General features: G+C 69.2%; 23 protein-coding genes. 12 read left to right on the top strand and 11 right to left on the bottom strand.

Going from position 1 to position 23642, the window contains the following annotated elements:
- Window positions 1–55: 55 nt before the first annotated feature.
- From ITJ61_RS10910 to ITJ61_RS10925, 4 genes are all read right to left on the bottom strand, one after another.
- A complete protein-coding gene (locus ITJ61_RS10910) occupies window positions 56–1141 on the bottom strand; it encodes a DUF4870 domain-containing protein (RefSeq protein ID WP_194686169.1) in 1086 nt (361 codons plus the stop codon).
- Between the two features lie 79 nt (window positions 1142–1220).
- A complete protein-coding gene (locus ITJ61_RS10915; protein WP_104244816.1) occupies window positions 1221–1484 on the bottom strand; it encodes a hypothetical protein in 264 nt (87 codons plus the stop codon).
- Window positions 1485–1496: 12 nt separating this feature from the next.
- A complete protein-coding gene (locus ITJ61_RS10920) occupies window positions 1497–2846 on the bottom strand; it encodes a TRAP transporter large permease subunit (RefSeq protein ID WP_194686170.1) in 1350 nt (449 codons plus the stop codon).
- An 87-nt stretch (window positions 2847–2933) separates the two neighbouring features.
- Window positions 2934–4289: an NAD(P)-binding domain-containing protein gene (locus ITJ61_RS10925; protein WP_194686171.1), complete on the bottom strand. Its 1356-nt coding sequence runs from the start codon at window positions 4287–4289 to the stop codon at window positions 2934–2936.
- Between the two features lie 165 nt (window positions 4290–4454).
- Here ITJ61_RS10925 and ITJ61_RS10930 point away from each other — a divergent pair, with 165 nt between their 5' ends.
- Entirely contained in the window at window positions 4455–5207 is a 753-nt protein-coding gene (locus tag ITJ61_RS10930) for an IclR family transcriptional regulator (RefSeq protein WP_323744341.1), read from the top strand.
- A gap of 51 nt (window positions 5208–5258) precedes the next feature.
- On the opposite strand, the gene ITJ61_RS10935 is transcribed toward ITJ61_RS10930, so the two are convergent.
- A complete protein-coding gene (locus ITJ61_RS10935; RefSeq protein WP_194686172.1) occupies window positions 5259–6299 on the bottom strand; it encodes a cation-transporting ATPase in 1041 nt (346 codons plus the stop codon).
- A gap of 169 nt (window positions 6300–6468) precedes the next feature.
- Between ITJ61_RS10935 and ITJ61_RS10940 the strand changes: the two genes are divergently transcribed.
- Complete coding sequence (locus tag ITJ61_RS10940; RefSeq protein ID WP_194686173.1) at window positions 6469–7077, top strand: hypothetical protein; 609 nt, start codon at window positions 6469–6471, stop codon at window positions 7075–7077.
- 61 nt (window positions 7078–7138) lie between these two features.
- Window positions 7139–8635 carry an RNB domain-containing ribonuclease gene (locus tag ITJ61_RS10945; RefSeq protein ID WP_194686174.1) on the top strand — a complete coding sequence of 499 codons (1497 nt, stop codon included), beginning with the start codon at window positions 7139–7141 and terminating at the stop codon, window positions 8633–8635.
- 1005 nt (window positions 8636–9640) lie between these two features.
- Here ITJ61_RS10945 and ITJ61_RS10950 read toward each other — a convergent pair.
- From ITJ61_RS10950 to ITJ61_RS10965, 4 genes are all read right to left on the bottom strand, one after another.
- Window positions 9641–9865 carry a hypothetical protein gene (locus ITJ61_RS10950; RefSeq protein ID WP_104244826.1) on the bottom strand — a complete coding sequence of 75 codons (225 nt, stop codon included), beginning with the start codon at window positions 9863–9865 and terminating at the stop codon, window positions 9641–9643.
- 235 nt (window positions 9866–10100) lie between these two features.
- On the bottom strand, window positions 10101–10754 hold the full coding sequence (locus ITJ61_RS10955; RefSeq protein ID WP_194686175.1) for a GNAT family N-acetyltransferase: 654 nt from the start codon (window positions 10752–10754) through the stop codon (window positions 10101–10103).
- Window positions 10751–11986 carry an MFS transporter gene (locus tag ITJ61_RS10960; protein ID WP_194686176.1) on the bottom strand — a complete coding sequence of 412 codons (1236 nt, stop codon included), beginning with the start codon at window positions 11984–11986 and terminating at the stop codon, window positions 10751–10753. The genes ITJ61_RS10955 and ITJ61_RS10960 overlap by 4 nt, the downstream gene beginning before the upstream one ends.
- Window positions 11983–12537 (bottom strand): cyclophilin-like fold protein, encoded by a 555-nt coding sequence (locus ITJ61_RS10965; RefSeq protein WP_194686177.1) that lies wholly within the window; start codon window positions 12535–12537, stop codon window positions 11983–11985. The genes ITJ61_RS10960 and ITJ61_RS10965 overlap by 4 nt, the downstream gene beginning before the upstream one ends.
- 140 nt (window positions 12538–12677) lie before the next feature.
- On the opposite strand from ITJ61_RS10965, the gene ITJ61_RS10970 reads away from it, so the two are divergent.
- The 4 genes from ITJ61_RS10970 (at window position 12678) to ITJ61_RS10985 (ending at window position 16236) form a co-directional block, all read left to right on the top strand.
- Complete coding sequence (locus tag ITJ61_RS10970) at window positions 12678–13592, top strand: helix-turn-helix transcriptional regulator (RefSeq protein WP_194686178.1); 915 nt, start codon at window positions 12678–12680, stop codon at window positions 13590–13592.
- Window positions 13593–13713: 121 nt separating this feature from the next.
- The gene (locus ITJ61_RS10975) at window positions 13714–14679 is read left to right on the top strand and encodes a Gfo/Idh/MocA family protein (protein ID WP_194686179.1); all 966 of its coding nucleotides are present in this window, start codon (window positions 13714–13716) and stop codon (window positions 14677–14679) included.
- The gene (locus ITJ61_RS10980) at window positions 14676–15701 is read left to right on the top strand and encodes a lactonase family protein (protein ID WP_194686180.1); all 1026 of its coding nucleotides are present in this window, start codon (window positions 14676–14678) and stop codon (window positions 15699–15701) included. Before ITJ61_RS10975 ends, ITJ61_RS10980 begins: the two co-directional genes overlap by 4 nt.
- 28 nt (window positions 15702–15729) lie before the next feature.
- The gene (locus ITJ61_RS10985; RefSeq protein WP_104305677.1) at window positions 15730–16236 is read left to right on the top strand and encodes a GNAT family N-acetyltransferase; all 507 of its coding nucleotides are present in this window, start codon (window positions 15730–15732) and stop codon (window positions 16234–16236) included.
- Here ITJ61_RS10985 and ITJ61_RS10990 read toward each other — a convergent pair.
- Window positions 16202–17107 carry a LysR family transcriptional regulator gene (locus ITJ61_RS10990; protein ID WP_104244840.1) on the bottom strand — a complete coding sequence of 302 codons (906 nt, stop codon included), beginning with the start codon at window positions 17105–17107 and terminating at the stop codon, window positions 16202–16204. The two genes, ITJ61_RS10985 and ITJ61_RS10990, sit on opposite strands and share 35 nt — an antisense overlap.
- Before the next feature lie 75 nt (window positions 17108–17182).
- On the opposite strand from ITJ61_RS10990, the gene ITJ61_RS10995 reads away from it, so the two are divergent.
- From ITJ61_RS10995 to ITJ61_RS11010, 5 genes are all read left to right on the top strand, one after another.
- On the top strand, window positions 17183–18730 hold the full coding sequence (locus ITJ61_RS10995; protein ID WP_104342365.1) for an aminotransferase class I/II-fold pyridoxal phosphate-dependent enzyme: 1548 nt from the start codon (window positions 17183–17185) through the stop codon (window positions 18728–18730).
- Window positions 18731–18808: 78 nt separating this feature from the next.
- Window positions 18809–20254, top strand: coding sequence for an amino acid permease (locus ITJ61_RS11000; protein WP_194686181.1), 1446 nt, complete (start codon window positions 18809–18811; stop codon window positions 20252–20254).
- 69 nt (window positions 20255–20323) lie between these two features.
- Window positions 20324–20518: a hypothetical protein gene (locus ITJ61_RS19840; RefSeq protein ID WP_228496651.1), complete on the top strand. Its 195-nt coding sequence runs from the start codon at window positions 20324–20326 to the stop codon at window positions 20516–20518.
- A complete protein-coding gene (locus ITJ61_RS19845; protein WP_104244848.1) occupies window positions 20515–20727 on the top strand; it encodes a DUF2945 domain-containing protein in 213 nt (70 codons plus the stop codon). The genes ITJ61_RS19840 and ITJ61_RS19845 overlap by 4 nt, the downstream gene beginning before the upstream one ends.
- Before the next feature lie 10 nt (window positions 20728–20737).
- Entirely contained in the window at window positions 20738–21601 is an 864-nt protein-coding gene (locus ITJ61_RS11010; RefSeq protein WP_104244850.1) for a Cof-type HAD-IIB family hydrolase, read from the top strand.
- A 778-nt stretch (window positions 21602–22379) separates the two neighbouring features.
- On the opposite strand, the gene ITJ61_RS11015 is transcribed toward ITJ61_RS11010, so the two are convergent.
- On the bottom strand, window positions 22380–23639 hold the full coding sequence (locus ITJ61_RS11015) for an alpha-hydroxy acid oxidase (RefSeq protein ID WP_104244852.1): 1260 nt from the start codon (window positions 23637–23639) through the stop codon (window positions 22380–22382).
- Between the last annotated feature and the right edge of the window lie 3 nt (window positions 23640–23642).

Here is a 23642-nt window from a genome sequence, read left to right on the forward strand (position 1 = left end):
TCGGCCCCTGAATCGTCAGTGACGTCCAGAGGCGACGAGTCTGCACTGAAGATGGTCAGCCCCGCAGGCGCGGACTGAAGAACGGCAGCGCGATGGGGGCGAACACCACGCCGCGCGAGGCCTTCACGCTGCCCACGATCGAGAACACGATGTGCGTCACGGAGACGGCGAACCAGAGCGTGATGGGGATGCCGATGGGGAAGAACGACCCAGAGTAGGTGTCGTCGAGGACGAAGAGGAACGCGATGTGCAGGGCGATGAGGATGATCGAGGAGAGCAGGTAGGTGAGCCCCCAGTTGGCGGCGTTGGTGCGGTTTCGCTCGCCTGCCTCGGTGGCGGGCGCGCGCGACCGGCCGGCCGCGATCATCACGATGCCTGCCGTGATGGCGGTCACGAACGGGAACGGGATGACCGCGATCAGCCCGAGGCTCCACTGTGTCGCGCCGTTCGCCAGCGGCCGCGTCAGGAAGACCGGCGAAGCCGACGCACCGGTGGGCGGGGCGAACTGCGGTGCGTTCGGGCTCGTCGGCGGGGCGCTCTGGGAGGGCAGGCTCGTCGCAGGGATATTCGGCGCCGCCTGGACCGGTGCCGCCTGGGCGGGCGGCTGCGGCTCTCCGGACGGCTCGAAGTAGAGGTTGCTCGCCCACGCCCCGGAGCCCGTCAGCTCTTGCAGCCGCTCCGGCGGCAGCTCGAGTGCTGTGCGGATGAGCGCGTCCACGTGCTGCTCGGTGTCGCAGACCATCCCCTGCGCCTCCCGGAGCATCTCGGGGTGCGGGTTCTCGTCGTCCGTGGCGCTGAGCACGTGGATCTCCGCGACCTCGAGCAGCAGGTAGCGTCCACGGTTCGCGGGGTCGCGCAGCACGCTGCGCGCCTCGGCGATCTGCCGCTGCGTCTCCTGGTCCTGCGGGAGCCGAGCGAAGAGGCGCTCGAGGTTGGCGACGCCCTGGTCGTAGTCGCCGAGGATCGCTGCCGCCGGCGCATCCCAGATCGTCGACGGCACCAGCCGACCAGACCCCGAGACGAGCAGCTCGTGCACGAGCGGCACATCCCAGTTCCACTCCGACAGCCCGGAGACACGAGTGAGCGGAGCCCCCTGCCCCGGAACCTCGTCGACAACGTAGAGATAGCTGCGGTTCGCCATCACGCGAGCCTAACGGGAGACGCCCGCACGCCGAGATCGCTCGCGGCGATCCGGGGTGCGGGCGTCGAGATCGACCCGGTCAGTCTTCGTCCTCATCCTCCAGCTCGGCCTTCTTCTCCACCTTCGGGAGGCAGTTGAAGAGGGCGTAGCCGATGAGGCCGACGACGATGGCCGAGATGATGGCCGGATGGAGGAGCGTCTCCGAGGCTCCCTCGATGAGCCAGGGCTGCGCGAAGATGAGCCCGATGACCTGGGCGAAGACGAGCACGAACGCCAGCAGCAGGAAGACGATCATCGCGATGCCGAAGAGCGGATGCAGGATGCGGTGCAGTGAGGTGCGCATGATTTCAGACTCCTATCCGCCGGGGACCGGGACGATCCCGAGCGCGATCAGGACGCCGAGCGCGAAGAACGGCACGACGTAGTAGATGATGAGCGGCACGAACGTGGACTCCGGTTTGGCTCCCGTGAGGCCGCTCGCGACGAAGATGGCGCCGGAGGCGGGCGGGGAGGCGCCCTCCGTCGAGGCGAACACGAGGATCGCGATGACGGCGAGCAGCGGGTCGATGCCCGCGGCGATGAGCGTGAACAGCGACACCTGACCGACGGCGGTGAGGGTTGCCGTCGACGACAGCGGGCCCGCGACCAGCACGATCAGCAGCCCGATGAACGTCACGAGCAGCCACAGCGGGATGTCGACGCCGCTCAGCAGGTTGTCGACGTCCTCCGCGAGGCCGAGCTCGGCGAGCACCTCGCTCGCGACGACGGCGAAGAAGAGGAGCGCGACGATCGTGTAGAACTTCGGCGCCCCGCTCGTGATGAGCTCCCACCATCCGCGCGGCGAGCGCGGCAGGTCCTTCCAGGCGACGAGCGCGGCGAAGAACATGATGAGGACGGGGATCCACACGATGAGCGAGATCGATCCCATGGCTTCGGAGAGCACCGGCGACGCCTTGAGGGCGTCGGCGAGGGGCCCGACCGAGATCGCGATCGGGATGATCGCGCCAAGGAAGATGAGGGTCGACGTTCCGCCGCGCTTCATCGCGCTGCGCCACGGCAGGATCTCGGGTCCCGAGGCTGCCGTGATCTTGTCGCACTTCACGAACCAGCCGATGAGGCCCATCCGGAACACGAACTGGTAGATGCCGGCGACGAGCAGCGCCAGGTAGACCTCGCTGGTCGTCACGAGCGTGCCGGCGAATCCGATCATGATGACCATGGACGCGCTCGGAGGAAGCGCGGTGCCGAGGCCCGCGTTGCCGGCGATGACGGTCGCGGCGCGCGAGCGCTTCCATCCGGTGCGCACCATCCACGGACCGGTGATCGCTCCGGAGGAGGCCGCGTTGCCCGTGTTGGAGCCGCCCGCGACGGCTCCCATGGCACCGGATGCGAGCGTGTCGACGATCGCGGGGCCGCCCGGCAGCTTGCCGAAGAGGGAGGAGAGAATGGCAATGAGGCGATCAATGACGCCGGTGCGCTCGACGAAGTGCGTCATGAAGACGAACGCGACGGCGGCGTAGAGGACCTGGTTCTCGGATGCTTCGACGACGGCGGTCACGGCGTACTCGGGGGCGTTGAACCCGGCGAAGGCGAGCGTGACGAGGAAGCCGAGGATCATGGCTTCCGCCATGTTCCGCTTGACGACGACGTTCCAGGTGACGATCGTCGCGATGAAGGCGACGAGGGCGATCAGTGCGACAGGCATGACCCTCCCCTGCGTCGGCGGGGCGGGTGCCCCTGGTCGGTGATGCTCATGGCAGCTCCTTTGCTGTCTATGGTCTGGTGCGCCGGATCAGGCGCTGGGATTCGCTTCGGCGCGCTGGCGCAGGATCTCGACACGGCGGCCCGCCTCGTCGGCGAGCACCGCCCGGCCTGCCCTGAGCGCGGCAGCCGCGCGGTCGATCGGGAGGACGAGCACGCCATCCTCGTCGGCGACCACGTAGTCGCCGGTCGAGCAGATGGCGCCTCCGAGCGAGATGGTCTCGCCGACCCGCCCGGGGCCGGACTTGTAGGGGCCCGCCGGGGAGACTGCGACGGCCCAGACGGGCAGGCCGATCTCGGCGATGGCGGAGACGTCGCGCACTGCGCCGTCGACGATGATGCCGCGCACCCCCGCGTTGACCGCGCGCTCCGCGATGAGCTCGCCGAGCAGCGCACGCTCGGCGTACCCGCCGCCCGCGATGACGAGCACCTCGCCGGGCCGGACCACCTTGAGCGCCTCGTGCAGGGCCCGGTTGTCGCCTGGATTGACGAGCACGGTGTGTGCGCGTCCGGCGATGGGGCCGGAGGGCCAGATGGGCTTGATGCTCGAGTGCGCGAATCCGAGCCGGTCCCCGCCGTCGCCGAGCGCCGCCGTCGGCACCGACTCGAGTTCCGCCGCGAAGTCGGGCTTCGCCTCGAGGGCGAGGTCGACGTGTCGGCGCCTGGCGCCTTCGGTGACGGGCCAGTTCCCCGGAAGCGCGCTCAGCAGCTCGAGGCTGTCGCCGAGCTCGTGGCTTCGCCGGTCTGCGTGGATGCGCGTGCCCTCGTCGAGACGCGTGACGGCGGCCTCTCCGTCGACCAGGGTCTCGACGATCTGGGCGCGCATCCACGCTTCCTCGCCAGCAGCACGGCCGGCGGACATGGCCTCGCTGATGAGCGCGCCGAGTCCCTTCATGTACACGCTGCGCAGGAGCTTGCGGCCGGATGCGTCCCCGATGGTGTCACTGACGACGTCCGCAGTGGCGCCGATGGAGCGCAGTACGTCGGCGGCCGAGTCCGCGTCGGGGCCGGAGAGGATGACGCGCACCTGCGCGCCGAACTTCTTCACCGAACCGATCACGGCCCCGTCGACGACCTTGGCGCGTTCGCCGATCTCGTCGGCGACGGCCCGCTTCAGCTGCGGGGATCCGGCGTTGAGGTCGAGGAACACCGCGGTCGGCTCGAGGTGCGGTGCCGCGTCTCGCGCTGCCCCTGCGGCGTGGGCCGCCGTGGTGAGGCCGAGCACCGCGTCGGCGCCGGCGACCGCCTCGGCGATCGAGGTGGCGCTGGTCATTCCGGGGATCTCGACGCTCCTGGGGTCGAAGCCGACGACCTCCCAGGAGGCTTCGACGAACGCCTTCGCGTACATGCTTCCGGCTTCACCGAGGCCGAGGACAGCGATTCTCATGAACGACTCCGTTGTCATCAGGCAGAGTTTTCTATCACTCTGCGCAAGTTGATTTCGCGTAACGATAGCAGGCGTCCACGTTCGCGGCCAGGGACGGGACCAAGCAGGGTCTCGTTGCACCCGGTGGTACGTTGAGGAATCACCTGGCACGGAGGGGAAAACGCAGTGAGCGTTGAGCGCGTCAATCAAGGCCGGACGCTCGAACGAGCGCTCGACGTCATCGAGTGCGTCGAGGCATCACGGACGCCGCTGAAGCTGACGCAGATCTCCAAGGCCACCGGCCTGCACATCACGACCACGCAGCGCATCACCACGACCCTCGCGCGGCGCGGGTACCTCAACTCGACCGAGGCCGGCTACACGCTCGGTCCCGTCGTCCTCGCGCACGCGCACGCGTTCATGCTCCAAGATCGGCTCGCCTCCGTCTCGCATCCGGTGCTGCAGAACCTCACCGAGACGACCGGGTTCACGTCGTCCGTCTACGTGCGCTCGGGCTGGTCGCGCATCCTCGTCGCGCGCGTCGAGCCACCCGAGTCGCTCCGCTACCGGTTCCCGATCGGGCAGCGCCTCGACCTCGACGTCGGTGGCGGCAAGGTGCTGCTCGCGGCCGTCGCACCGGAAGAACTCGACGAGTTCCTGCAGGACTACTCGGGGCTCACGCTCGCCAGCGGACGGCAGCAGAGCGCCGACTCGCTTCGCGCGGAGCTCGCCGAAGCAGCGGCGACGGGCACCTACGAGAGCCATTCAGAGCGCTACCCGGGAACCGTGAGCCTCACGGCAGCCATCACGGACTCGCGCGGCACGGTCATCGGCGTCGTGAATCTCGTGACGACGGAAGAGACGATCAGCGACGACGGGCTCGCGAGGTTCAGGTCCCGGGTCATCCAGGCGGCTCGCGTCATCGGCGAGCAGCTCTGACGGATCAGGCTCCCAGCGCCGGCCGTCCTCCCGGGTGCGCCAAGGCGTGCATCACTTGCCGAACAGGTCTCCGAGGCCGGGGATGTCGAAGCCGAAGTTGCCTGCCTGCTCCTCGACGCCGCCGAGGAACTGGTCGCCCGCGCCCGTGAGCTGCTCGCCGGCGCCCGTGAGCTGGTCGCCGAATCCGCTGGCCTGGTCGCCGAGCCCCGAGACGGCCTCACCGATCCCGCCGAACTCGCCGAGGTCAGCCGTGAGCCCCTCGAAGCCCTCGATCCCGGACGCGGCGATGCCGTCGAAGTCGATTCCGGATGCCATCGCGTCGCCGATCAGCGGAAGCGCGACGGAGCTGGCGACGGCACCGCCGACGACGCCGAGCGCGATGCCGCCGAGCGCACCAGCCCCGACACCCGCCGCAGCTGCACCGGCGACGCCCGCGCCACGGCCGAAGCGAGCGGACCCGCCACGACTCGAGCCGGGCGTGAAGTTGGAGCCACCGCGGGAGCCCGCGATGCGCTTGCCCGCCCCGAGCACCTTCGCCATGAACCCGGGTCGCTGCACCTCGCCGCGCGTCGCCGCCCGTGCCAGGTCGTCAGGGGAGCTCGACTGCGGGCGGTCGTACGGACCGGACTCCGCGCTCAGGCGCTCACGCACCTGGTCGCGCTGCTCCGGCGTGAGTCGCTGGAACGCCTCACGGTGCGCCTGCTCGAGCTGGTCAGGCGCCGCGGTCTTGAGGAGGTAGTCGTACTTCGCGATGGCCGCCTTGTCCGCGGCAGACCCTGAGCTCGGATTCGAGGCCGGGCGCGAGCCGTAGCTCGGAGCGCTCGGCGGCTGCTGCCCGTACCGTGGGCGGGAGTCGCGGGCGGTGTACTGGTCAGACTGCTGGTACTGGTCGCGCTGCTGCGCAGCGTCCCGGGCGGGGTAGCCCTGCTGGCCGCGTGGCTGCTGCCCATCCCCCGTCACCTGATCGGCGACCTTGCGGACCATGTCCTTCCAGTCCCCGGAGCCGCTCTTGCCGCCCCGGTTGCCCCCGGAATTGCCGGAGTTGCCGAGGGCCTTCGAGGCCGCGCCGAGGATCTTGTTGAAGTCAACCATGCGCTTATCGTCGCCTATCGATCTATGGAGAACGTATGGAGCACGTGCGCGTCCGCTCAGAGCGTCTTCGGCAGCATCCGGCAGAGTCCGACAACCGACCTCTTCTGCCCGACGCCCGCAGGCCGTATCGTTCGCAGAGCGGCGCCCCCACGCCGCAGACCGGAGCATCATGCCTTCCTTCCTCCCCTCGAGCCACACGACCGCAGAACGGCCTGCGCCTGGCCGCCCGTCCCGCCGAGCACTGCTCTCGAACGCGGCCTGGACCACCCCTGTCTTCGCCGCCGCCCTGGCAACTCCCCTCGCCGCCGCATCCACGGCCCTCTCCACGATCGAAGGCAACTTCACGCCCTTCGACACCGAGCTGGCAGTCGGCCAGAGCACGGAGGCGGTCATCGCCTTCATCGAGACCTCCGGCGTCGACTACACGGGCACCGTGTCGATCCTCATCTCCCCCTCCCGCGAGACGGATACGGTGATCGCCACCCTCTCCGCGTTCGGCCCGATCACCACCGACCCGGAGACGACCGGCCAATGGAACTACGCGCAGGAGGGCACCAAGCTGCGCGTCACCTACTCGGGCTACATGGAGGGCTCCGTCGGCATCCGCGGCTACCTGCAGTCGGACACGAATTCCGGGATCACGGTCGACACCGGCGGACAGTATCTGCTCACGGAGACCAGCCACACCATCGAGGTCGAGTCGGCGAAAGCCGTCGCCGACAACGTGCAGACGGCGTGGACGATGACCTACGGCACTGACGGCATCGGCGCCCCCTGATCTGGTGCGGGTAGCGTGACGCCATGAAGTTCACCGTCGAACCTGCATCCGTTCCCCGCCGATGAACACGCGTGCTGTGCAGGCCGGTGCGGCCGCGGAGGTGCTCGGCCCGTATCTGGAGCGGCTCCGCACCGAGCTCGAGATCCCGGCCGACTACCCAGCCGACGCGCGAGCCGAGGCCGAGGTAGCCGCAGCCCACAAGTTCGGCTCGGACTCCGGGCGACACGATCTCCGCGAGCTGCCGTTCGTGACCCTCGACCCTGTCGGCTCGCGTGACCTCGACCAGGCATTCTTCCTTCGCCGCGTCGAGGCCACCGGCGAGGACGCTGACGGCTTCGAGGTGTTCTACGCGATCGCGGACGTCGCATCCTTCGTCGAGCCCGGTGGGGCGCTGGACGCGGAGACGCACCGCCGCGCCCTCACCGTCTACGGGCCGGACGGCCGATTCGGCCTGCACCCGGCCGTGCTCAGCGAGGGCGCCGCGAGCCTGCTCCCCGGGGTCGATCGCCCCGCCGTCGTGTGGCGGATGCGTCTCGACAGCTCGGGCGCGCTGCTCGATGACATCGAGGTGCGTCGATCCATGGTGCGTTCCCGGGCGCAACTCGACTACCCCTCGGTTCAGGCACGGCTCGACGCCGGAACCGCCGACGAGCTGCTCGGGCTGCTGGCGGAGATCGGCCGGCTGCGCATCGACGCCCAGTTCGCGCGCGGCGGCGCGACGCTCGAGGTGCCCGACCAGGAGATCGAGCGCAGCGACGACGACAAGCGCTACCGGCTCGTGCTGCGGGAGCCGCTCGCCTGCGAGGAGTTCAACGCGCAGCTGTCGCTGCTCACGGGAATCGCAGCCGCGACCCTGCAGCGACGGGCGGGAGTGGGAATCTGGCGCACCCTGGATCCCGCCCGCGACGAGGACGTCGAGCGCCTGCGTCGCGTCGCCGCCTCCCTCGGCTTCGACTGGGCACCGGAGGTCTCGTACGCCCAGTTCGTCAGGACCATCGACGTGGCCCGGCCCGAGTACGCGGCGTTCGCGACCGAAGCCACCCGCCTGTTCCGCGGAGCCGGGTACGCGGCCTTCGGCACGCCCGAGCATCCGGACGTGCCGAGCGCCGCATCCCACAGCGCCATCGCCGCCGAGTACGCGCACGTGACCGCCCCGCTGCGGCGCCTCGTCGACCGCTACGGCACCGAGATCGCGCTGGCGTTCTGCGCCGGAGAACCCGTGCCGTCGTGGGTCGTGGATGCGCTCGAGGCACTGCCCGGCGAGATGGCCGAGGGCTCACGCCGTGCGAACGCGTACGAGCGGGCGGCGGTCGATCTGCTCGAGGCGGTCCTGCTCGCGCCCCGTGTGGGCGAGGAGCTCGACGGGATCGTCGTCGATTCGTCGCCCACCGGGGCCGCCGATGCGGGTCAGGCGAAGGCGACCGTGCTGTTGCGCGACCCCGCAGTGCGGGCGAGGGTCGTCGGCGGCGCCGCGGCCCTGGAGCTGGGCGCCGCCATACGAGTCCGCGTCGACTCGGCTGATCCGGAGAAGCGCGCCGTCACGCTGAGCGTCGCGTGATCCGCCCCTGCCGCCGAGTAGGGCGCTTTCAGCCCGTCGCGGGGGCCCAGGTGGGGCGAAAGTGACCCGCTTGAGCCGCGCGAGCTCGCCTAAACCGCGCGACGCCGCGCTGCCACCCCCGCCGCCGCCTCCAAGTAGGCCACCTTCAGCCCATCCCGGGAGCCCAAGTGGGACGAAAGTGGCCCATCTGGACCGGATGAGCCCGCCTGGCCTGCGCGAGCCCGCCGAACCGCGCAGCGCCGCGGGCGCCGCGCTACCGCCGCCAAGAAGGCCACTTTCAGCCCATCCCGGCAGCCAAAGTGGGGCGAAAGTGGCCCGCCTGGCCCGCGCGACGCCGCTGCCGCCGCCGCCAAGTAGGCCACTTTCAGCCCATCCCGGCAGCCCGACTGGGGCGAAAGTGACCCGCCTGAACCGCATGAGCCCGCCTGGCCTGCGCGAGCCCGCTGAACCGCGCAGCGCCGCGGGCGCCGCGCTGCCGCTGCCTCGGCCGCTGCCGCTGCCGCTGCCAAGAAGGCCACTTTCAGCCCATCTCGGGAGCCCAGGTGGGGCGAAAGTGGCCCATCTGAACCGCGTGAGCCCGCTCTACCTGCGCGACGCCGCGGCGCCGCCCCTTACACCGCTGCCGCTGCCGGCGCCGAGTAGGCCACTTTCATCCCGTTGCGGGGCCCGGGTGGGGCGAAAGTGACCCGCTTGAGCCGCGTGAGCTTGCCGGATCCGCTTGAGCCCGGCTGAGCCGCATGAGCCCGCTTGAACCGCGCGACGCCGCGCCGCGTATCCGCCGCCGCCGAGTAGGCCACTTTCTGCCCGCTCCGGGAGCCCGGGTGGGGCGAAAGTGACCTTCTTGCCGCAGATGCGTTGCCCGGCGGTGCGCAGGCGACGCGCGCAGAAGGCGCGGTCAGGAGAAGCCGACCAGGGCGAACCAATCAGGCCAAACCGGTCAGGACAGAGCTATCAGGACGAACCAATCAGGCCGAACGGAGCATCCACGACCTCGCCGGAGACGCCTTAGAGCGAGGTCCAGGTGAACGAGTAGCCGTTGCCGTTGCGGTGGCAGGCCTCGGTGATCTTGGTCCACGAGCTGATGTAGGTGCGCTGCACGGCCTGGCAGTCGGCGAGCGATCCGCCGGTCCAGTACGACTGCGTGGTGCCGGCGCTTGCTATCGCGGGTGCTGAGACGGCGATGCCGACGGCGAAGAGGGCTGCGGTGACGGTCGAGACGATGCGACGCATGTTGACTCCTTCGACTGGCCCGGCTGGTCCGGGGTGTCGGCGAGCGTAGTCCCGCGCATTGGGGTGGGCTGGTGGATCCGCGCTCCACGGCGGGGCGGGGAGAACTCCCCTCCCCCGAACCGGCGGGCGAAGCGGCGCAGAGCTGGGCGTTTCCTTGGCGATCTCGCCGGGTCTTGGAGCAGAGAGTGCTATCCACCCGGAGGAGAAACAGGATCAGCCGGACCATGTGAGCAGTTCAGCAGGGCCCGCCTCCATTTGCCGGTCGAGGAGGCGCCATGTCCGGATCCCGCTCGGCACCGCGGTCGGCCAAGGCGAAGTCATCTCGGGTCAAGACGAGCAGCCGTTCGCTCTCGCGGCGGCTCAGCCCGTGGAATCCCAGACGCTCCGCGAGCCTGAGCGATCCGGTGTTGCGCGAATGCACGACCGCGAGGACCATCCGGGCATGCACAGCCTCGAATGCGAACTGGATGACGGCCTCCGCCGCCTCCCGCGCGTATCCATTGCCCTGAGCATCGGGATGCAGCACCCACCCGATCTCGACGCTGCGCACTTCGCTGGCAACGGCCCGCAGCTGCAGGGAGATATCACCGATGAGCCGCCCCTCGAGTTCGACGGCCAGCGCCATGAAGTCCTCGGCCCTGCAGAGCCTCGTGGACTGCGTGCGGACACGGAGGTGGCGCAGTGCCTGGCCGCGACTCCTCGGTGGCCAGTTCAGGAACTCGCGAACTCGCGCTTCCTCGTGGAGGAGGAACCACTCCTCAGCGCTCGCCAGAGTGTGGGCGCGCAGAAGGAGACGTCGAGTCTCGAGCGTCGGAGCGGAGACCGCTTCGCCGATGCCTTTCCCCCGGAGTCGCCCCACGCTCGCCCTCAGGAAAGCGCGGAAGCTCATGCTTTCCCATCACCTGATCCCGTCTCCCTCTGCCGGAATGCCGACCGCCGGCCGACGAAGGTCAGCAGCAACGCCACCGCCCCGAGCAGCATCATGGCAGCGGGCAGGATAAGGCCATCGAAGACTTCGAGGAGCCCTGCGCCGAGAATGCCGGCGCCGAAGATCGCGAGATTGAACGCGACGGGAAGGAATGAGTTCGCGACGTCCGAATTCTCGCCCCCGGCTCGCGTGAGCGCGTTCTGCAGCTGCGGCGAAGCCCCTCCGAAGCTCACACCCCACAGCGCCGCCGCCGCCAGGAGCGCGACGGGCGAGCCCTGCCCTGCCAGCAGCACGACCGCAGCGACGATGAAGGCCAGCACGCTGAGGTGGAGCAGCAGGCTCGGATACCTATCGAGGAGCAGGCCGGTCACCGCCACGCCGAGTAGAGAAGCGATCCCGTAGGCGAGCAGCATCAGGTCCGGGGTTATCGCGGTGCCCGTCTCACGGAGGTAGGGCGCGACGTACGTGTAGATCGTGCTGTGCGCGAGCATCCAGACGAAGATCACCGCGAGCACGACGGGGACCCCTCGCAGGCGGAGCACCCGCGCCATGGGCAGGCCCGCGAGCGCGGGACGGCCTGGCGCGTCCGGGACGACAAGTACAACCGCTATGGCGACCAGTGCTGCGAGCGCGGAGAGACCGGCGAACGACCATCTCCAGTCGGACACGGCTCCGATCCAAGCCCCAAGTGGCGTCCCGAACGCGAACCCGAGGGGCGCGCCGATCGCGACGATCGCGATCGCGGCCCCCAGCCGCGAGGGCGGACTGATTCGCACGGCGTAGGGCGCGAGCATCCCCCAGATCACTCCAGAGAATGCCCCGGCGATGAACCTCGTGACGAGTGACAGCGCGATGTCAGACGAGAACGCGGTCACGGTGTTGGCCGCAACCAGCCCCGCGATGCTGACGAGCAGCAGGGGCTTTCGACGGAGGCGGCGCGTTAGCGAGATGGCGGGAATCGTGACGATGACCGTGCCAAGTGCGTAGGCGCTGACGAAGAGCCCCACGGTGCCCTCCGCGGCTTTCAGCCCGTCGGCGATCTCCGGCAGAAGACCGGCGGGCATGGTCTCCATCGCGACCAGGATGAATCCCATGAGTGCGAGGACGATGAGCGGTGCGAGGCGCAGCTGCGGAGCCCTCGCGCCTCCAGTGGACGCCGGCGCTTCGGATGTGCGCAATGAGGGTGAGGTCATTCGGCGGACACCGTTCCAGTCGCAGGCACAGCAGCACGCACTGACTCGACGTCTTCGAACGTGCCAATCGGGATGATCCCGGGGAAGTGACCGACGGAGTCGTAGTAGAGGACGAGCCCCTCATTGGGTGCGTAGTAGCCGATCGTCCCCGCTTCGGCGGCGCTTCCGGACGGCATGCCCTCGAGGGAGAGCGCCCTGGGGAGGGTCGCGATCTTCTCCTGACCGCCGAAGTCCTCGAACGACAGCTCGAGGGGCAGCTGCGTGAGGAGATCGGCGGAGGTCGCGGACTGGTTCAGCACGCCGCGGACGGTGACGTCCCCCATGCTGATCGTGATGTTCGTCGTGGTGGGCATCAGGTCTTCGCCTTCCGTTGCGCTCGCCGCGGATGGTGGTGTCGAGCTCGTGGCGCCAGTACCGTGCGGTGCCGCCTCGCCCGCGCTCTCTCCGGGGGCATCCACACCCGTGCAGCCCGCCAGCAGGAGTCCTGCCGCGAGCAGGCTCGCGGCGGCGGCGCGCGTCTTGCCTGCGCAGACGATTGCGATGGTGCTCATGTTGTCCTCTCCGAGGGAGCGGTCGTCGTCCCTGTGTCGTCCAGCAGTCAACGCCTCACGTGAGGTAGGAGGGAGAGTCCCGCTAAAGGGGTTCCAGCAGAGGCACCCCAGAAGGCGGGCACTGGTCGTACCGTGGATCCATGGACAACCGGGGCGAAGTGCGAGCATTCATCAGCTCCCGCAGAGGCAGGCTGACCCCAGAGCAGGCGGGGATCGATCCGGGCACGACCCGACGGCGTGTGACCGGCCTCCGACGGGATGAGGTGGCACGGCTCGCGGGGGTGAGCGTGGAGTACTACACCCGCGTGGACCGGGGCAACCTGACGGGTGTCTCTGAGAACGTGCTCGATGCTGTGGCTCGGGCGCTGCAGCTCACCCAGGCGGAGCACGACCATCTGAGGGATCTCGCTCGGACGGCCAACCTGGGCGCGAAGGTCCGCTCTCCCAAGCCGCGGGCGTCCGGGCTGCGCCCGACCGCGCAGCATCTGCTCGACTCGATCACGGGCGGTGCCGCGATCATCGGGAACAGCCGCATGGATATCGTGGCCGCGAACGAGCTCGGCTTCGCGCTCTATTCGGAGATGTACCGGGGCACTGCGCGGCCCGCGAACCACTCCCGATTCATCTTCCTCGACCCTCGTGCGCGCGACTTCTACCCTGACTGGGAGCGGGCAGCCAACGTCAACGTCGAGATCCTCCGGCGAGAGGCCGGCCGTTCGCCGTTCGACAGGCAGCTCACGGACCTGGTCGGAGAGCTGTCTGTGCGCAGCGACGAGTTCCGCATCCGATGGGCAGCCCACGATGTCCGCCGACATTACTCCGGCGCGAAGCACTTCCGACACTCGGCGGTCGGCGCGCTCGAGCTGGTGTACCACGCAATGGACCTCGAAGACGACCCCGGCCACACCATGACGGTCTACACCGCCGTGCCAGGCAGCTCTTCCGAGGAAGGCCTGCGTCTGCTCTCGTCCTGGGCCGCCACGGAGAACATCGCGGCCATCGCCCGCGAAGGAACGGCGCGGAGCATCGCGCAGGCTGACCGCGCTGACGCCTAGCAGCGTCGCACAGGTCGAGGGCTACCTGCCGGGTCCGTCGAGCTCCGACTACGATCGACAGCGTGCATTTCTCGAGCTCCCCCAAGCAGGCAGGCGCCGTCACGCAGTCGAGGTCGATCCGATGAGGCTCGCCGTCATCGGTGCCGGCCAGATCGTCGCAGACTTCCTGCCGCACGTCGTGAACGTACCCGGGCTGGAGCTGGCGGCGATCTACGGTCGCCCGCCGCGTCTCCAGCACCTGGAGGAACTGCAGGAGCGGTTCGGCATCGAGCGCGTCTTCACCGACCTCGACGAGTGCCTCGCCGACCCGAGCGTCGACACGGTCTGGGTCGCCGTCCCGAACTCGCTGCACTTCGAGGTGTCGCGCAAGGCGCTCGAGGCGGGGAAGCACGTCATCTGCGAGAAGCCGTTCGTGCTCCAAGAACGGGAGCTGCAGGAGCTGCGCAGACTCGCGACGGCGCGTGAGCTGATCCTGATCGAGGCGATCACGACGCAGTACCTCGCGAACTACCGGTGGATCAAGGAGCATCTCGACCTCGTCGGCAGGATCAAGGTCGTCCAGTCGGACTACTCCCAGTACTCGTCCCGCTACGACGCCTTCCGCGAGGGCACGGTGCTGCCGGCGTTCGACCCCGCGCAGGGCGGCGGTGCGCTCATGGACCTCGGCATCTACGCCATCCACTTCGTCGTGGGGCTGCTCGGCCGGCCGAAGCGGGTCAGCTACACCGCGAACGTGCAGCGCGGCGTCGACACGTCCGGCGTCCTGATCCTCGACTACGGCGAGACCACGGCGGTCTGCGTGTGCGCGAAGGACTCGGATGGCCCCATCCGCAGCAAGATCCAGGGAGAGGACGGGTGGATCGTGGCCGACGGCTCCCCGAACGTCCTGCCATCGCTGAGCTACGCGACCCGCGGCGGCGAGGCCGAGCAGATCGACCTCACGAAGTACCCGCACCGCATGGTGGAGGAGTTCCGCGAGTTCGAGCGCATCATCCGCGAACACGACACCAACGAACGCGACCGGCGCCTCGACCACAGCGCCGACGTGCTCTCCGTCCTGACCATCGCCCGAGAGGGGCTCGCATGACCACACCACTCGTCCTCGTCGCGAACGCAGGCGAAGGCTCGATCTCGGTCTTCCGCTTCGACGGCGCCGCCCTCGAGCGGACCTCGGTCGCAACGGATCTGCAGGGATGCTCGAACTTCGTCGTCGACGCCAGCCGCGACCTCGTCTACGCCGCGGTGAAGGGCAGCCCCGCGGCGATCGTCACGTTGCGCCTCGACCGCGAGGCGGGCGAGCTCACCCCGATCTCGCGTCGCGAGACGCCCCGCGGCGGTCTGAACTACGTCGCGCTCACACGGGACGGATCCGCGCTGCTCGGCGCGGCCTACTCCGCCAGCTACGGCCTCATCGCGCCGATCGACGAGGGCACGGTCGGCGAGCCGACGACGATCGTGGAGCATCTGCACCTGCACTCCGTCGTGGCGAGCAAGGACGGCCGTTTCGCGTACTTCGTGTCGCTCGGCGACGATCTCGTCGGGCAGTACGCCATCACCGATGACCTCGAGCTCGAGGCGCTCCACCCGGTGGGTGCGACCGCGCCGACCGGCAGCGGCCCGCGCCACATCGTGCTCAACGGTGCCCAGACGCAGGCCTACGTGATCACCGAGTTCAGCGGCGAGGTGCTGCGCTTCGAACGCGACACGAGCACCGGTGTGCTCTCGCTCCTCGATTCGGCGAGCTACGCGGACGCGCTGCAGGGCCTGCAGCGCGGAACCCTCGGCGCGAATCCGCTGGAGCCCCGCTCGATCTGGGGTGCCGACGTGCACTGGGGCGCGGATGAGCGGTTCCTGTGGACCTCGGAGCGCACGACGAGCACCCTCGCGCCGCTCGAGGTCGCGGAGGACGGCTCCCTCGAGGATGCGCGGTCGTTCACCGTCACCCAGCAGCATCCCCGCGGGTTCGCGCTCAGCCCCGACGGCCGCTTCCTCGTCGCCGCAGGCGAGGGTGGGGCGCAGGTGTCGCTCTACGAAGTGCGCGGCGACCACCTCGCCGAGTTGCAGCAGGTCGAGACCGGCGCCGGCGCGAACTGGGTGCGGTGGGCGTGACGCCCGGCCTGGCTGTGAGCGTCGTGCCGTGACCGAGCCGATCATCCGCCCCGCCGTTCCCTCCGATGTCCCGCAGATCCTCGACCTCATCCGCGGCCTCGCCGTGTACGAGCGCGAACCGGATGCGGTGAAGACGACCGAGGCGCAGCTGCACAGGAGCTTCTTCGGCGAGCGGCCTGCGGTGTTCGCGACCGTCGCCGAGGCGGCGGGAGCGAGCACAAGCGAGCCCGGTGCCCCTCGCCTCGACGGCATGGCGCTCTGGTTCCTGAGCTACTCGACGTGGGAGGGCGAGCACGGCATCTGGCTCGAAGATCTCTACGTGCGCGAGGCTACGCGCGGCGGCGGCCTCGGGACGGCACTCCTCCGCTCGCTCGCGCAGGAGTGCGTCGCGGAGGGCTACCGGCGCCTCGAGTGGTCGGTCCTCAAGTGGAACGAGCCGTCCATCGGCTTCTACAGGAGCCTCGGCGCGTTCCCCATGGACGAGTGGGACACGTTCCGGCTCACGGGCGATCCGCTGCAGGCGCTGGGCGGCTGAGCAGGATCTCGCCGAGCCAGGCGGCGGCCGGTGGTGCGGCGCCCCGACGGGTGACGTACGACACGTGCCGCTCCCCCAGGTCCTGCACGGCGGGCCGAAGCACGACGTCGAAGTCGTGGTCGATGGCGGCGTCCGTCGAGAGGGCGAAGCCGAGCCCCTCGGCGACGAGGCCGTGGATCATGTAGAGGTCGTCCGTGCGCATGAGCTCACGCACCGGGTAGCCGAGCGATTGGCCGACGCGGCGCAGCACGCGGTCTGAGGCCTCGTCGTTGCTGCGGCTGAAGACCCACGGCACCTCCCGCAGGTCGGCGAAGTCGATGCTGTCGCGGCTCGCCCATTCGCTGTCGCGGGCGACCATCACGCCGTATGGCTCGGTGAGGAGACGCTGCAGCATGAGGTCCGGGACGGCGAAGGCGGGCTCGACGGACACGTCGAAGATGAGCCCCGCGTGCACCTCGCCGCTCCTGAGCATCCGCACGATCTCCGTCGGCTCCCCTTCGACCACCTCGACCCGCACCGACGTGCGCTTCTGCAGGCTGGCGATCGCTGAGGGAAGCAGGCGTGAGCCCATCGAGGCGAACGTGCCCACGCGCAGGGTGACGACGCCCGCGTCGCGCTGATCGGCGACCAGCTGCTCGGCCCGGTCGATACGCGTGATCGCCTGCTCGATCTCGGCGGCGAACGACACTCCGAGCGGGGTCAGCGACGTGCCCCGCCGCCCGCGGTCGACGAGGCGGGCGCCGAGGTGCGACTCGAGGCTGCGCAGATGGTGCGTCACCGTCGGCACCCCGTACTGCAGCGCCTTCGCAGCCCCCGTGAGGCTTCCGTGCTCCTGGACGGCGAGGAGCACGCGGAACTGCTGGAGGTTCATCACCCCTAGAACGTATGTCACTGACGGCAGGATCCTGCTATATCGCCGTCGTCAGTTCGTTCCTAACCTGAACGCATGTCCATCCTCCACGCACCCGTCCCGAGCAGCGCAGCTCAGGTCGACGGCATCACGACCCCCGCCGGGCACCGCATCCCGCGAGCGCAGTTCGAGACCCCGTACGCCGACGCTCTCCGCTCCCTCGCCACCCACGACTGGCAGCGGATGCACGTGCCGGCACATCACGCGAAGGCGGTGAATGCGCCCGGCGTCGCGAGCATCGTCGGGGCCGACGCGCTGAGCCTCGACTTCCCGATGCTGTTCAGCGGCGTCGACCAGGACACGTGGCGCCTCACGACGCCGGGCCGAGTCACCCCGCTCATGCGGGCGCAGGACCTCGCCGCCGATGCGTGGGGAGCGAGCCGCGTCTGGTTCACGACCAACGGAGCCTCCGGCGGCAACCACGTCGCGACGACCGTTGTGCGTGGCCTCGGCACCGAGTTCGCGGTGCAGCGCAGCGTGCACTCGAGCGTCATCGACGGCATCACGCACGCCAACCTGACCCCGCACTTCGTGCACGGCGCCGTCGACTCCGGCCTGGGTGCCGCGCACGGGGTGACTGCGGAGCAGGTCGCGGCGACCCTCGCCGAGCATCCCCGATCCGCTGCCGTCTACATCGTCTCGCCGAGCTACTTCGGGGCGGTGGCCGATGTCGCGGCGATCGCGGCCGTCGCCCACGGGCACGGGGTGCCGCTCATCGTCGACGAGGCGTGGGGTTCGCACTTCGGGATGCACCCGGCGCTCCCCACGAACGCGGCACGCCTCGGCGCAGACCTCGTCATCTCCAGCACCCACAAGGGCGCGGGCTCGCTCACGCAGTCGGCCATGCTGCAACTCGGCCACGGGCCCCACGCCCGGCACCTGGAGTCGCTCGTCGACCGGGTCGTCCGCTCCTACCAGTCGACGAGCTGCAGCGCCCTGTTGCTCGCCTCGCTCGACGAGGCGAGGAGGCATCTCGTGACGCGGCCAGACGCGGTCGAAGAGGCCCTGGCATCAGCGCAGCGCATCCGCCGACTCGTGCACGACGACCGCAGGTACCGCGACGCGACTCCCGACATCCTCGCCAGCCCCGATGCCATCGCGAACGACCCCTTCAAGATCGCCATCGACACTCGAGGTGCCGGCATCACGGGCACGGATGCGCACTACCAGCTGCTCCGCGACCATCGTGTCTACTGCGAGCTGTCGACCCCCTCCGCGTTGCTGGTGCTGGTCGGCGCGACGGCTCGGGTGGACGTCGAGCGCCTGTGGGGCGCACTGCAGGCGCTCCCCGAGGCGGAGGTCGAGCCGATCCGCCCCGTCTCGCTCCCCGCGAGCTGCGAGCGCGCGATGGGCCTCTCGGACGCGTTCTTCAGCCCCGTCGAGACGGTGCCGCACACGGAGGCGGTCGGCCGCATCTCCGCCGACTCACTCGCTGCCTACCCGCCAGGTGTGCCCAACGTGCTGCCAGGCGAGGTGCTCAGCCAGGAGGTCGTCGACTTCCTGCGGCACACGGGCGCAGCGCCGTCCGGCTACGTGCGCGGCGCGAACGACCCAGAGCTCTCCACGTTCCGCGTCGTCGCCTGACCCCCAGTTCTGCCCACAACCACCAGCGCGCACGCGGCGCCCAACCTCAGCACCACGACATCAGCACAAGGGAGTGTCATGTCCACGACAACCACCGCACATCCGCCTCAAGGCGAGATGCAGCGCGGCCTCAAGAACCGCCACCTGCAGCTCATCGCCATCGGCGGCGCCATCGGAACGGGGCTGTTCCTCGGCTCCGGCAAGCTCATCAGCGTCTCCGGGCCGTCGATCATCTTCGTCTACATGGTGATCGGGTTCTTCGTCTTCTTCATCATGCGCGCCCTCGGCGAGCTGCTGCTCTCGAACCTGCACTACAAGACCTTCGGCGACATCGCGAAGGACATGCTCGGGCCGTGGGCGGGCTTCTTCGTCTCCTGGAACTACTGGTTCTCGTGGGTGATCGCGTGCGTCGCCGACATCGTCGCCATCACCGCCTACGTGCAGTGGTTCAACGCCGACATCCCGAACTGGCTGCCCGCGCTCATCGCCGTCGTCGTGCTCACCGTCCTGAACCTCCAGCCCGTGAAGTGGTTCGGGGAGACCGAGTTCTGGTTCGCGATCATCAAGATCGTCGCCATCCTCGGCCTCATCGCCGTGGGCATCGTGCTCATCCTCACCCGGTTCCAGAGCCCAGACGGTGACACCGCCACACTCGCGAATCTCTGGGAGCACGGCGGGATGTTCCCCATGGGCGCGAGCGGGTTCGTGCTCGGCTTCCAGATGGGCATCTTCTCGTTCATCGGCGTCGAGCTCGTCGGCACGGCCGCCGCTGAGACCGAGAACCCGCGCAAGACGCTGCCGAAGGCCATCAACTCGATCGTCGCTCGCATTCTCATCTTCTACGTGGGCGCCCTCATCGTCATCATGAGCGTCACGCCGTGGGACAAGATCGAGCCGGGCAAGAGCCCGTTCGTGTCGACCCTCGCGATCGCCGGGTTCGGCCTCGCCGCGTTCGCGATCCAGCTGGTGGTGCTCAGCTCGGCCGCGTCGAGCGCCAACTCCGGCCTGTACTCGGGCACGCGGATGCTGTTCGGGCTCTCGAAGGACGGCCACGCCCCGAAGGCGTTCGCGATGACCAGCAGCCAGGGCGTGCCGACGAAGGCCGTCTTCTTCACCTGCGTCTTCCTGTTCTCCGCCATCCCGCTGCTCTTCGCGGGCGACGAGGTCATCGCCGCCTTCACGTTCGTCTCCTCGATGTGCGCGACCCTCATCCTCTTCACCTGGGGCTCCATCGTGGTCAGCTACATCGTGTACCTGCGCCGCTTCCCCGAGAAGCACCGAGCGTCGAAGTTCAAGATGCCGATGGCGCGCGTCGCACCCTGGCTCGTGCTCGCCTTCTTCGTCTTCATCGCGGGCACGCTGCTGTACGGCGACGACACCCGGCTGCCGTTCCTCGCGGCCCCGGTCTGGTTCGTCATCCTCACCTTCCTGTGGCAGCTGCGGAAGCGGAAGCTGCAGCGGGAGGGTCGTCCGCTGACCGCCCCGATCCCGACCATCCCGCATCCGCTCGACGAGCGGGACTGACCGGGTGGAGGTGCGGCATGCGCGTCGCACCTCCACCCTCCGCCCAGGACGGCCGGGCATGCTCTGCGCATGAGGAAGCTGATGCTGAACACGTACCTATGGGTGGCGGTCGCCTTCTACGTCATCGCCCTCGCCGATCTCGCGAACGACGGCAGCATCTGGATCGTCTGGTTCGCCCTCGGCATGGTGTTCACGGTCATCGCCTTCCGGAGGCCGAAGCCCGAGCCTCACCCCGAGACCGCCGAGCAGGAGGAGAGACCGTGACCGCAGATCTGAGCAAGGGTGACCGCGTGAGCTGGAACACCCCGCAGGGCCGCACGCAGGGCGAGGTCGTCGAGAAGAAGACGAAGGACTTCCAGTTCGACAAGCAGAAGTTCACCGCCTCAGAGGACGAGCCGGCGTACATCATCGAGTCGGAGAAGTCTGGGGCGAGGGCCGCGCACAAGGGATCAGCGCTGCGCAAGCTCTCGTAGGCTGGGGCGCATGGCAGATACCGTTCTCGAGACCGCCGACCGCCACTACGAGTCCTCGCTCGAGGGCAACGACGTGCGCCTCGTCGTCGCCGACATGGACGGCACGCTGCTGCTCGACGACCACACGGTTCCCGACGCGTTCTGGGCTCTCCTGCAGCGGATGCGCGAGGCCGGCGTCGAGTTCACCCCCGCGAGCGGCCGACAGTACGCGACCCTCGCGAAGCTCTTCGAACGCGACTCCGACGGCATGTCGTTCATCGCCGAGAACGGCACGTTCGTGGTCCGCGACGGCCAGGAGGTCAGCTCGCTCACGCTCGATGAGTCGTTCATCCGGCAGGCGATCGCGCTGCTGCGCGGCCTCATCGAGAGAGGTCACGACCTCGGGGTCGTGCTGTGCGGCAAGAAGTCTGCGTACATTGAGCGCGGCGACGACGTGTTCATCGCCGAGGCCCGCAACTACTACGAGGCGCTCACGGTCGTCGACGACATGCTCGACACCGATGACGAGTACGTGAAGATCGCCGTCTACGACTTCGCCGAGGTCGAGACCGGGGCGGCCGCCGAGGTGGACGAGCTGCGCGAGTCCCACCGGGTCGTCGTGTCGGGCCACCACTGGATGGACATCATGCCGCCTGAGGCCAACAAGGGCCTCGCGGTGCGACAGCTGCAGGAGCGCCTCGGAGTGACTGCGGCGCAGACAGCGGTCTTCGGCGACTTCTTCAACGACGTCGAGATGTTCGCGGAAGCGGAGCGCTCCTACGCGATGGCTGGCGCGCATCCCGAGGTCAAGGAACTCGCGAAGTACCTCGCCCCCTCCAACCAGGAGCAGGGCGTCGTCACCGTCGTGAGCGCGCTCCTCGACGCGCAGGCGTAGCGCTCCAGATCAGTCGTTCCCCGAGCCGCGGGGATGCGTCTGGGCCGGGTTTCGGCGACCGTGATGGGTTTTCGCTCGGGCTCGTGATGGGTTTTCGTGACCGTGATGGGTTTTCGCGCGGCCTCGTGATGGGTTTTCGCGACTGGTGATGGGTTAATTCCCATCACGGTCACCGAAACCCATCACGGCCACCGCTCGGGGCACCGGCAGAGCACCCAAGGGCCCGCGCGAGGGGCTCCACAGGCAAGGTCGGCGCCACAGACAGTTGTGGGCTGACGCTGCCGCGGACAGTTGTGGCCTGGTGCTGTTCCACGGAGAGGGAACGACATCAGGCCACAACTCTGCCGCGGAGGAGTGGGCCGGGGCTGTCGCGCAGAGTCGTGGGCCGGCAGTGTCGCGCGGAGTGGTGGGCTGGCACTGCCGCGGACAGTTGTGGGCTGACGCTGTTCCACGGAGAGGGAACGGCACCAGGCCACAACTCTGCCGCGGAGGAGTGGGCCGAGGCTGTCGCGCGAAGTCGTGGGCCGACAGTGTCGCGCGAAGTCGTGGGCCGACAGTGTCGCGCGGAGTGGTGGGCTGACGCTGCCGCGCGGGCCGACGCTGCCGCAGACAGTTGTGGCCTAGTGCTGTTCCACGGAGAGGGAACGACACCAGGCCACAACTCTGCCGCGTGGATGCGCGCGGCCGGCGGGCGCATCCGCCGGCCGCGCGAGACCCCGCCAGCCTCAGCCCTCGCGGGCGCGAGCACGCGAGGCCTGACCGGGCGGACTCGCGCGGGCTACACGCGGTCGGGGGCCGCTTCGATGAACGTCGTCGGCACGTAGCGCTTCAGCTGCGTGACGTGCGACGGGTTCAGCTCCTCGAGGGAGTGCGCACCGAGCAGCTTCATGGTGCGGATGATCTCGTCGGAGAGGATCGCGATGGTGCGGTCGACACCCTCGCGCCCGCCGGCCATGAGGCCGTACAGGTAGGCGCGGCCGATCATCGTGAAGTTCGCGCCGAGTGCCACGGACGCGACGATGTCGGCGCCGTTCATGATGCCCGTGTCGACGCCGATCTCGAGATCTTTGCCGACCTCGCGTGCAACGGCGGGGAGCAGGTGGAAGGGGATCGGAGCCCGATCCAGCTGCCGCCCGCCGTGGTTGGAGAGGACGATGCCGTCGACGCCGAGGTCGGCGAACGTCTTGGAGTCCTCCAGGTTCTGGACGCCCTTGATGACGATCTTGCCCGGCCACATCTCGCGGATGACCTTGAGGTCCTCGAAGTTGATCGTCGGGTCCATCGCCGAGTCGAGCAGCTCGCCGACCGTGCCGCCCGTCGTCGCGAGCGACGCGAACTCGAGCTTCGGGGTCGTGAGGAAGTCGATCCACCACCAGGGGCGCGGGATGGCGTTGATGATCGTGCCGACGGTCAGCTGCGGCGGGATCGAGAAGCCGTTGCGCTTGTCGCGCAGGCGGGCGCCGGCGACGGGGGTGTCGACCGTGAAGTGCAGCGTGTCGAAGCCCGCCTTCGCGGCGCGCTCCACGAGGCCGTAGGAGATCGAGCGGTCCTTCATGACGTACAGCTGGAACCAGTTGCGGCCGTTCGGGTTGACCTTCGCGACCTCTTCGATCGTCGTCGTGCCGAGCGTCGACAGGGTGAAGGGGATGCCCGCGGCGGCGGCGGCGCCGGCACCGGCGGTCTCGCCCTCGGTCTGCATGAGGCGCGTGAACCCGGTCGGGGCGATCGCGAACGGCATCGCCATCGGCCCGCCGAGCACAGTGCTCGACGTGTCGACGTTCGCGACGTCGCGCAGCACGGACGGGTTGAACTCCACATCCCGGAACGCGGTGCGCGCGCGGCGCAGCGACAGCTCGCCCTCGGCGGCGCCGTCGGTGTAGTCGAACGCCGCCTTCGGGGTGCGCCGCTTCGCGATGCGCCGCAGGTCCTCGATCGTGAGCGCCGAGTTGAGGCGGCGGCGACGGCCGTTGAGGTCGGGTTTCTTGAACTGCATGAGCTCGAGCAGCTCGAGGGGCTTGGGGGCTTGACGTTTCACCATGGG

The sequence above is a fragment of the Pseudoclavibacter sp. VKM Ac-2888 genome, from assembly GCF_015351285.1.
In the GTDB taxonomy this organism is placed as follows: Bacteria; Actinomycetota; Actinomycetes; order Actinomycetales; family Microbacteriaceae; genus Pseudoclavibacter.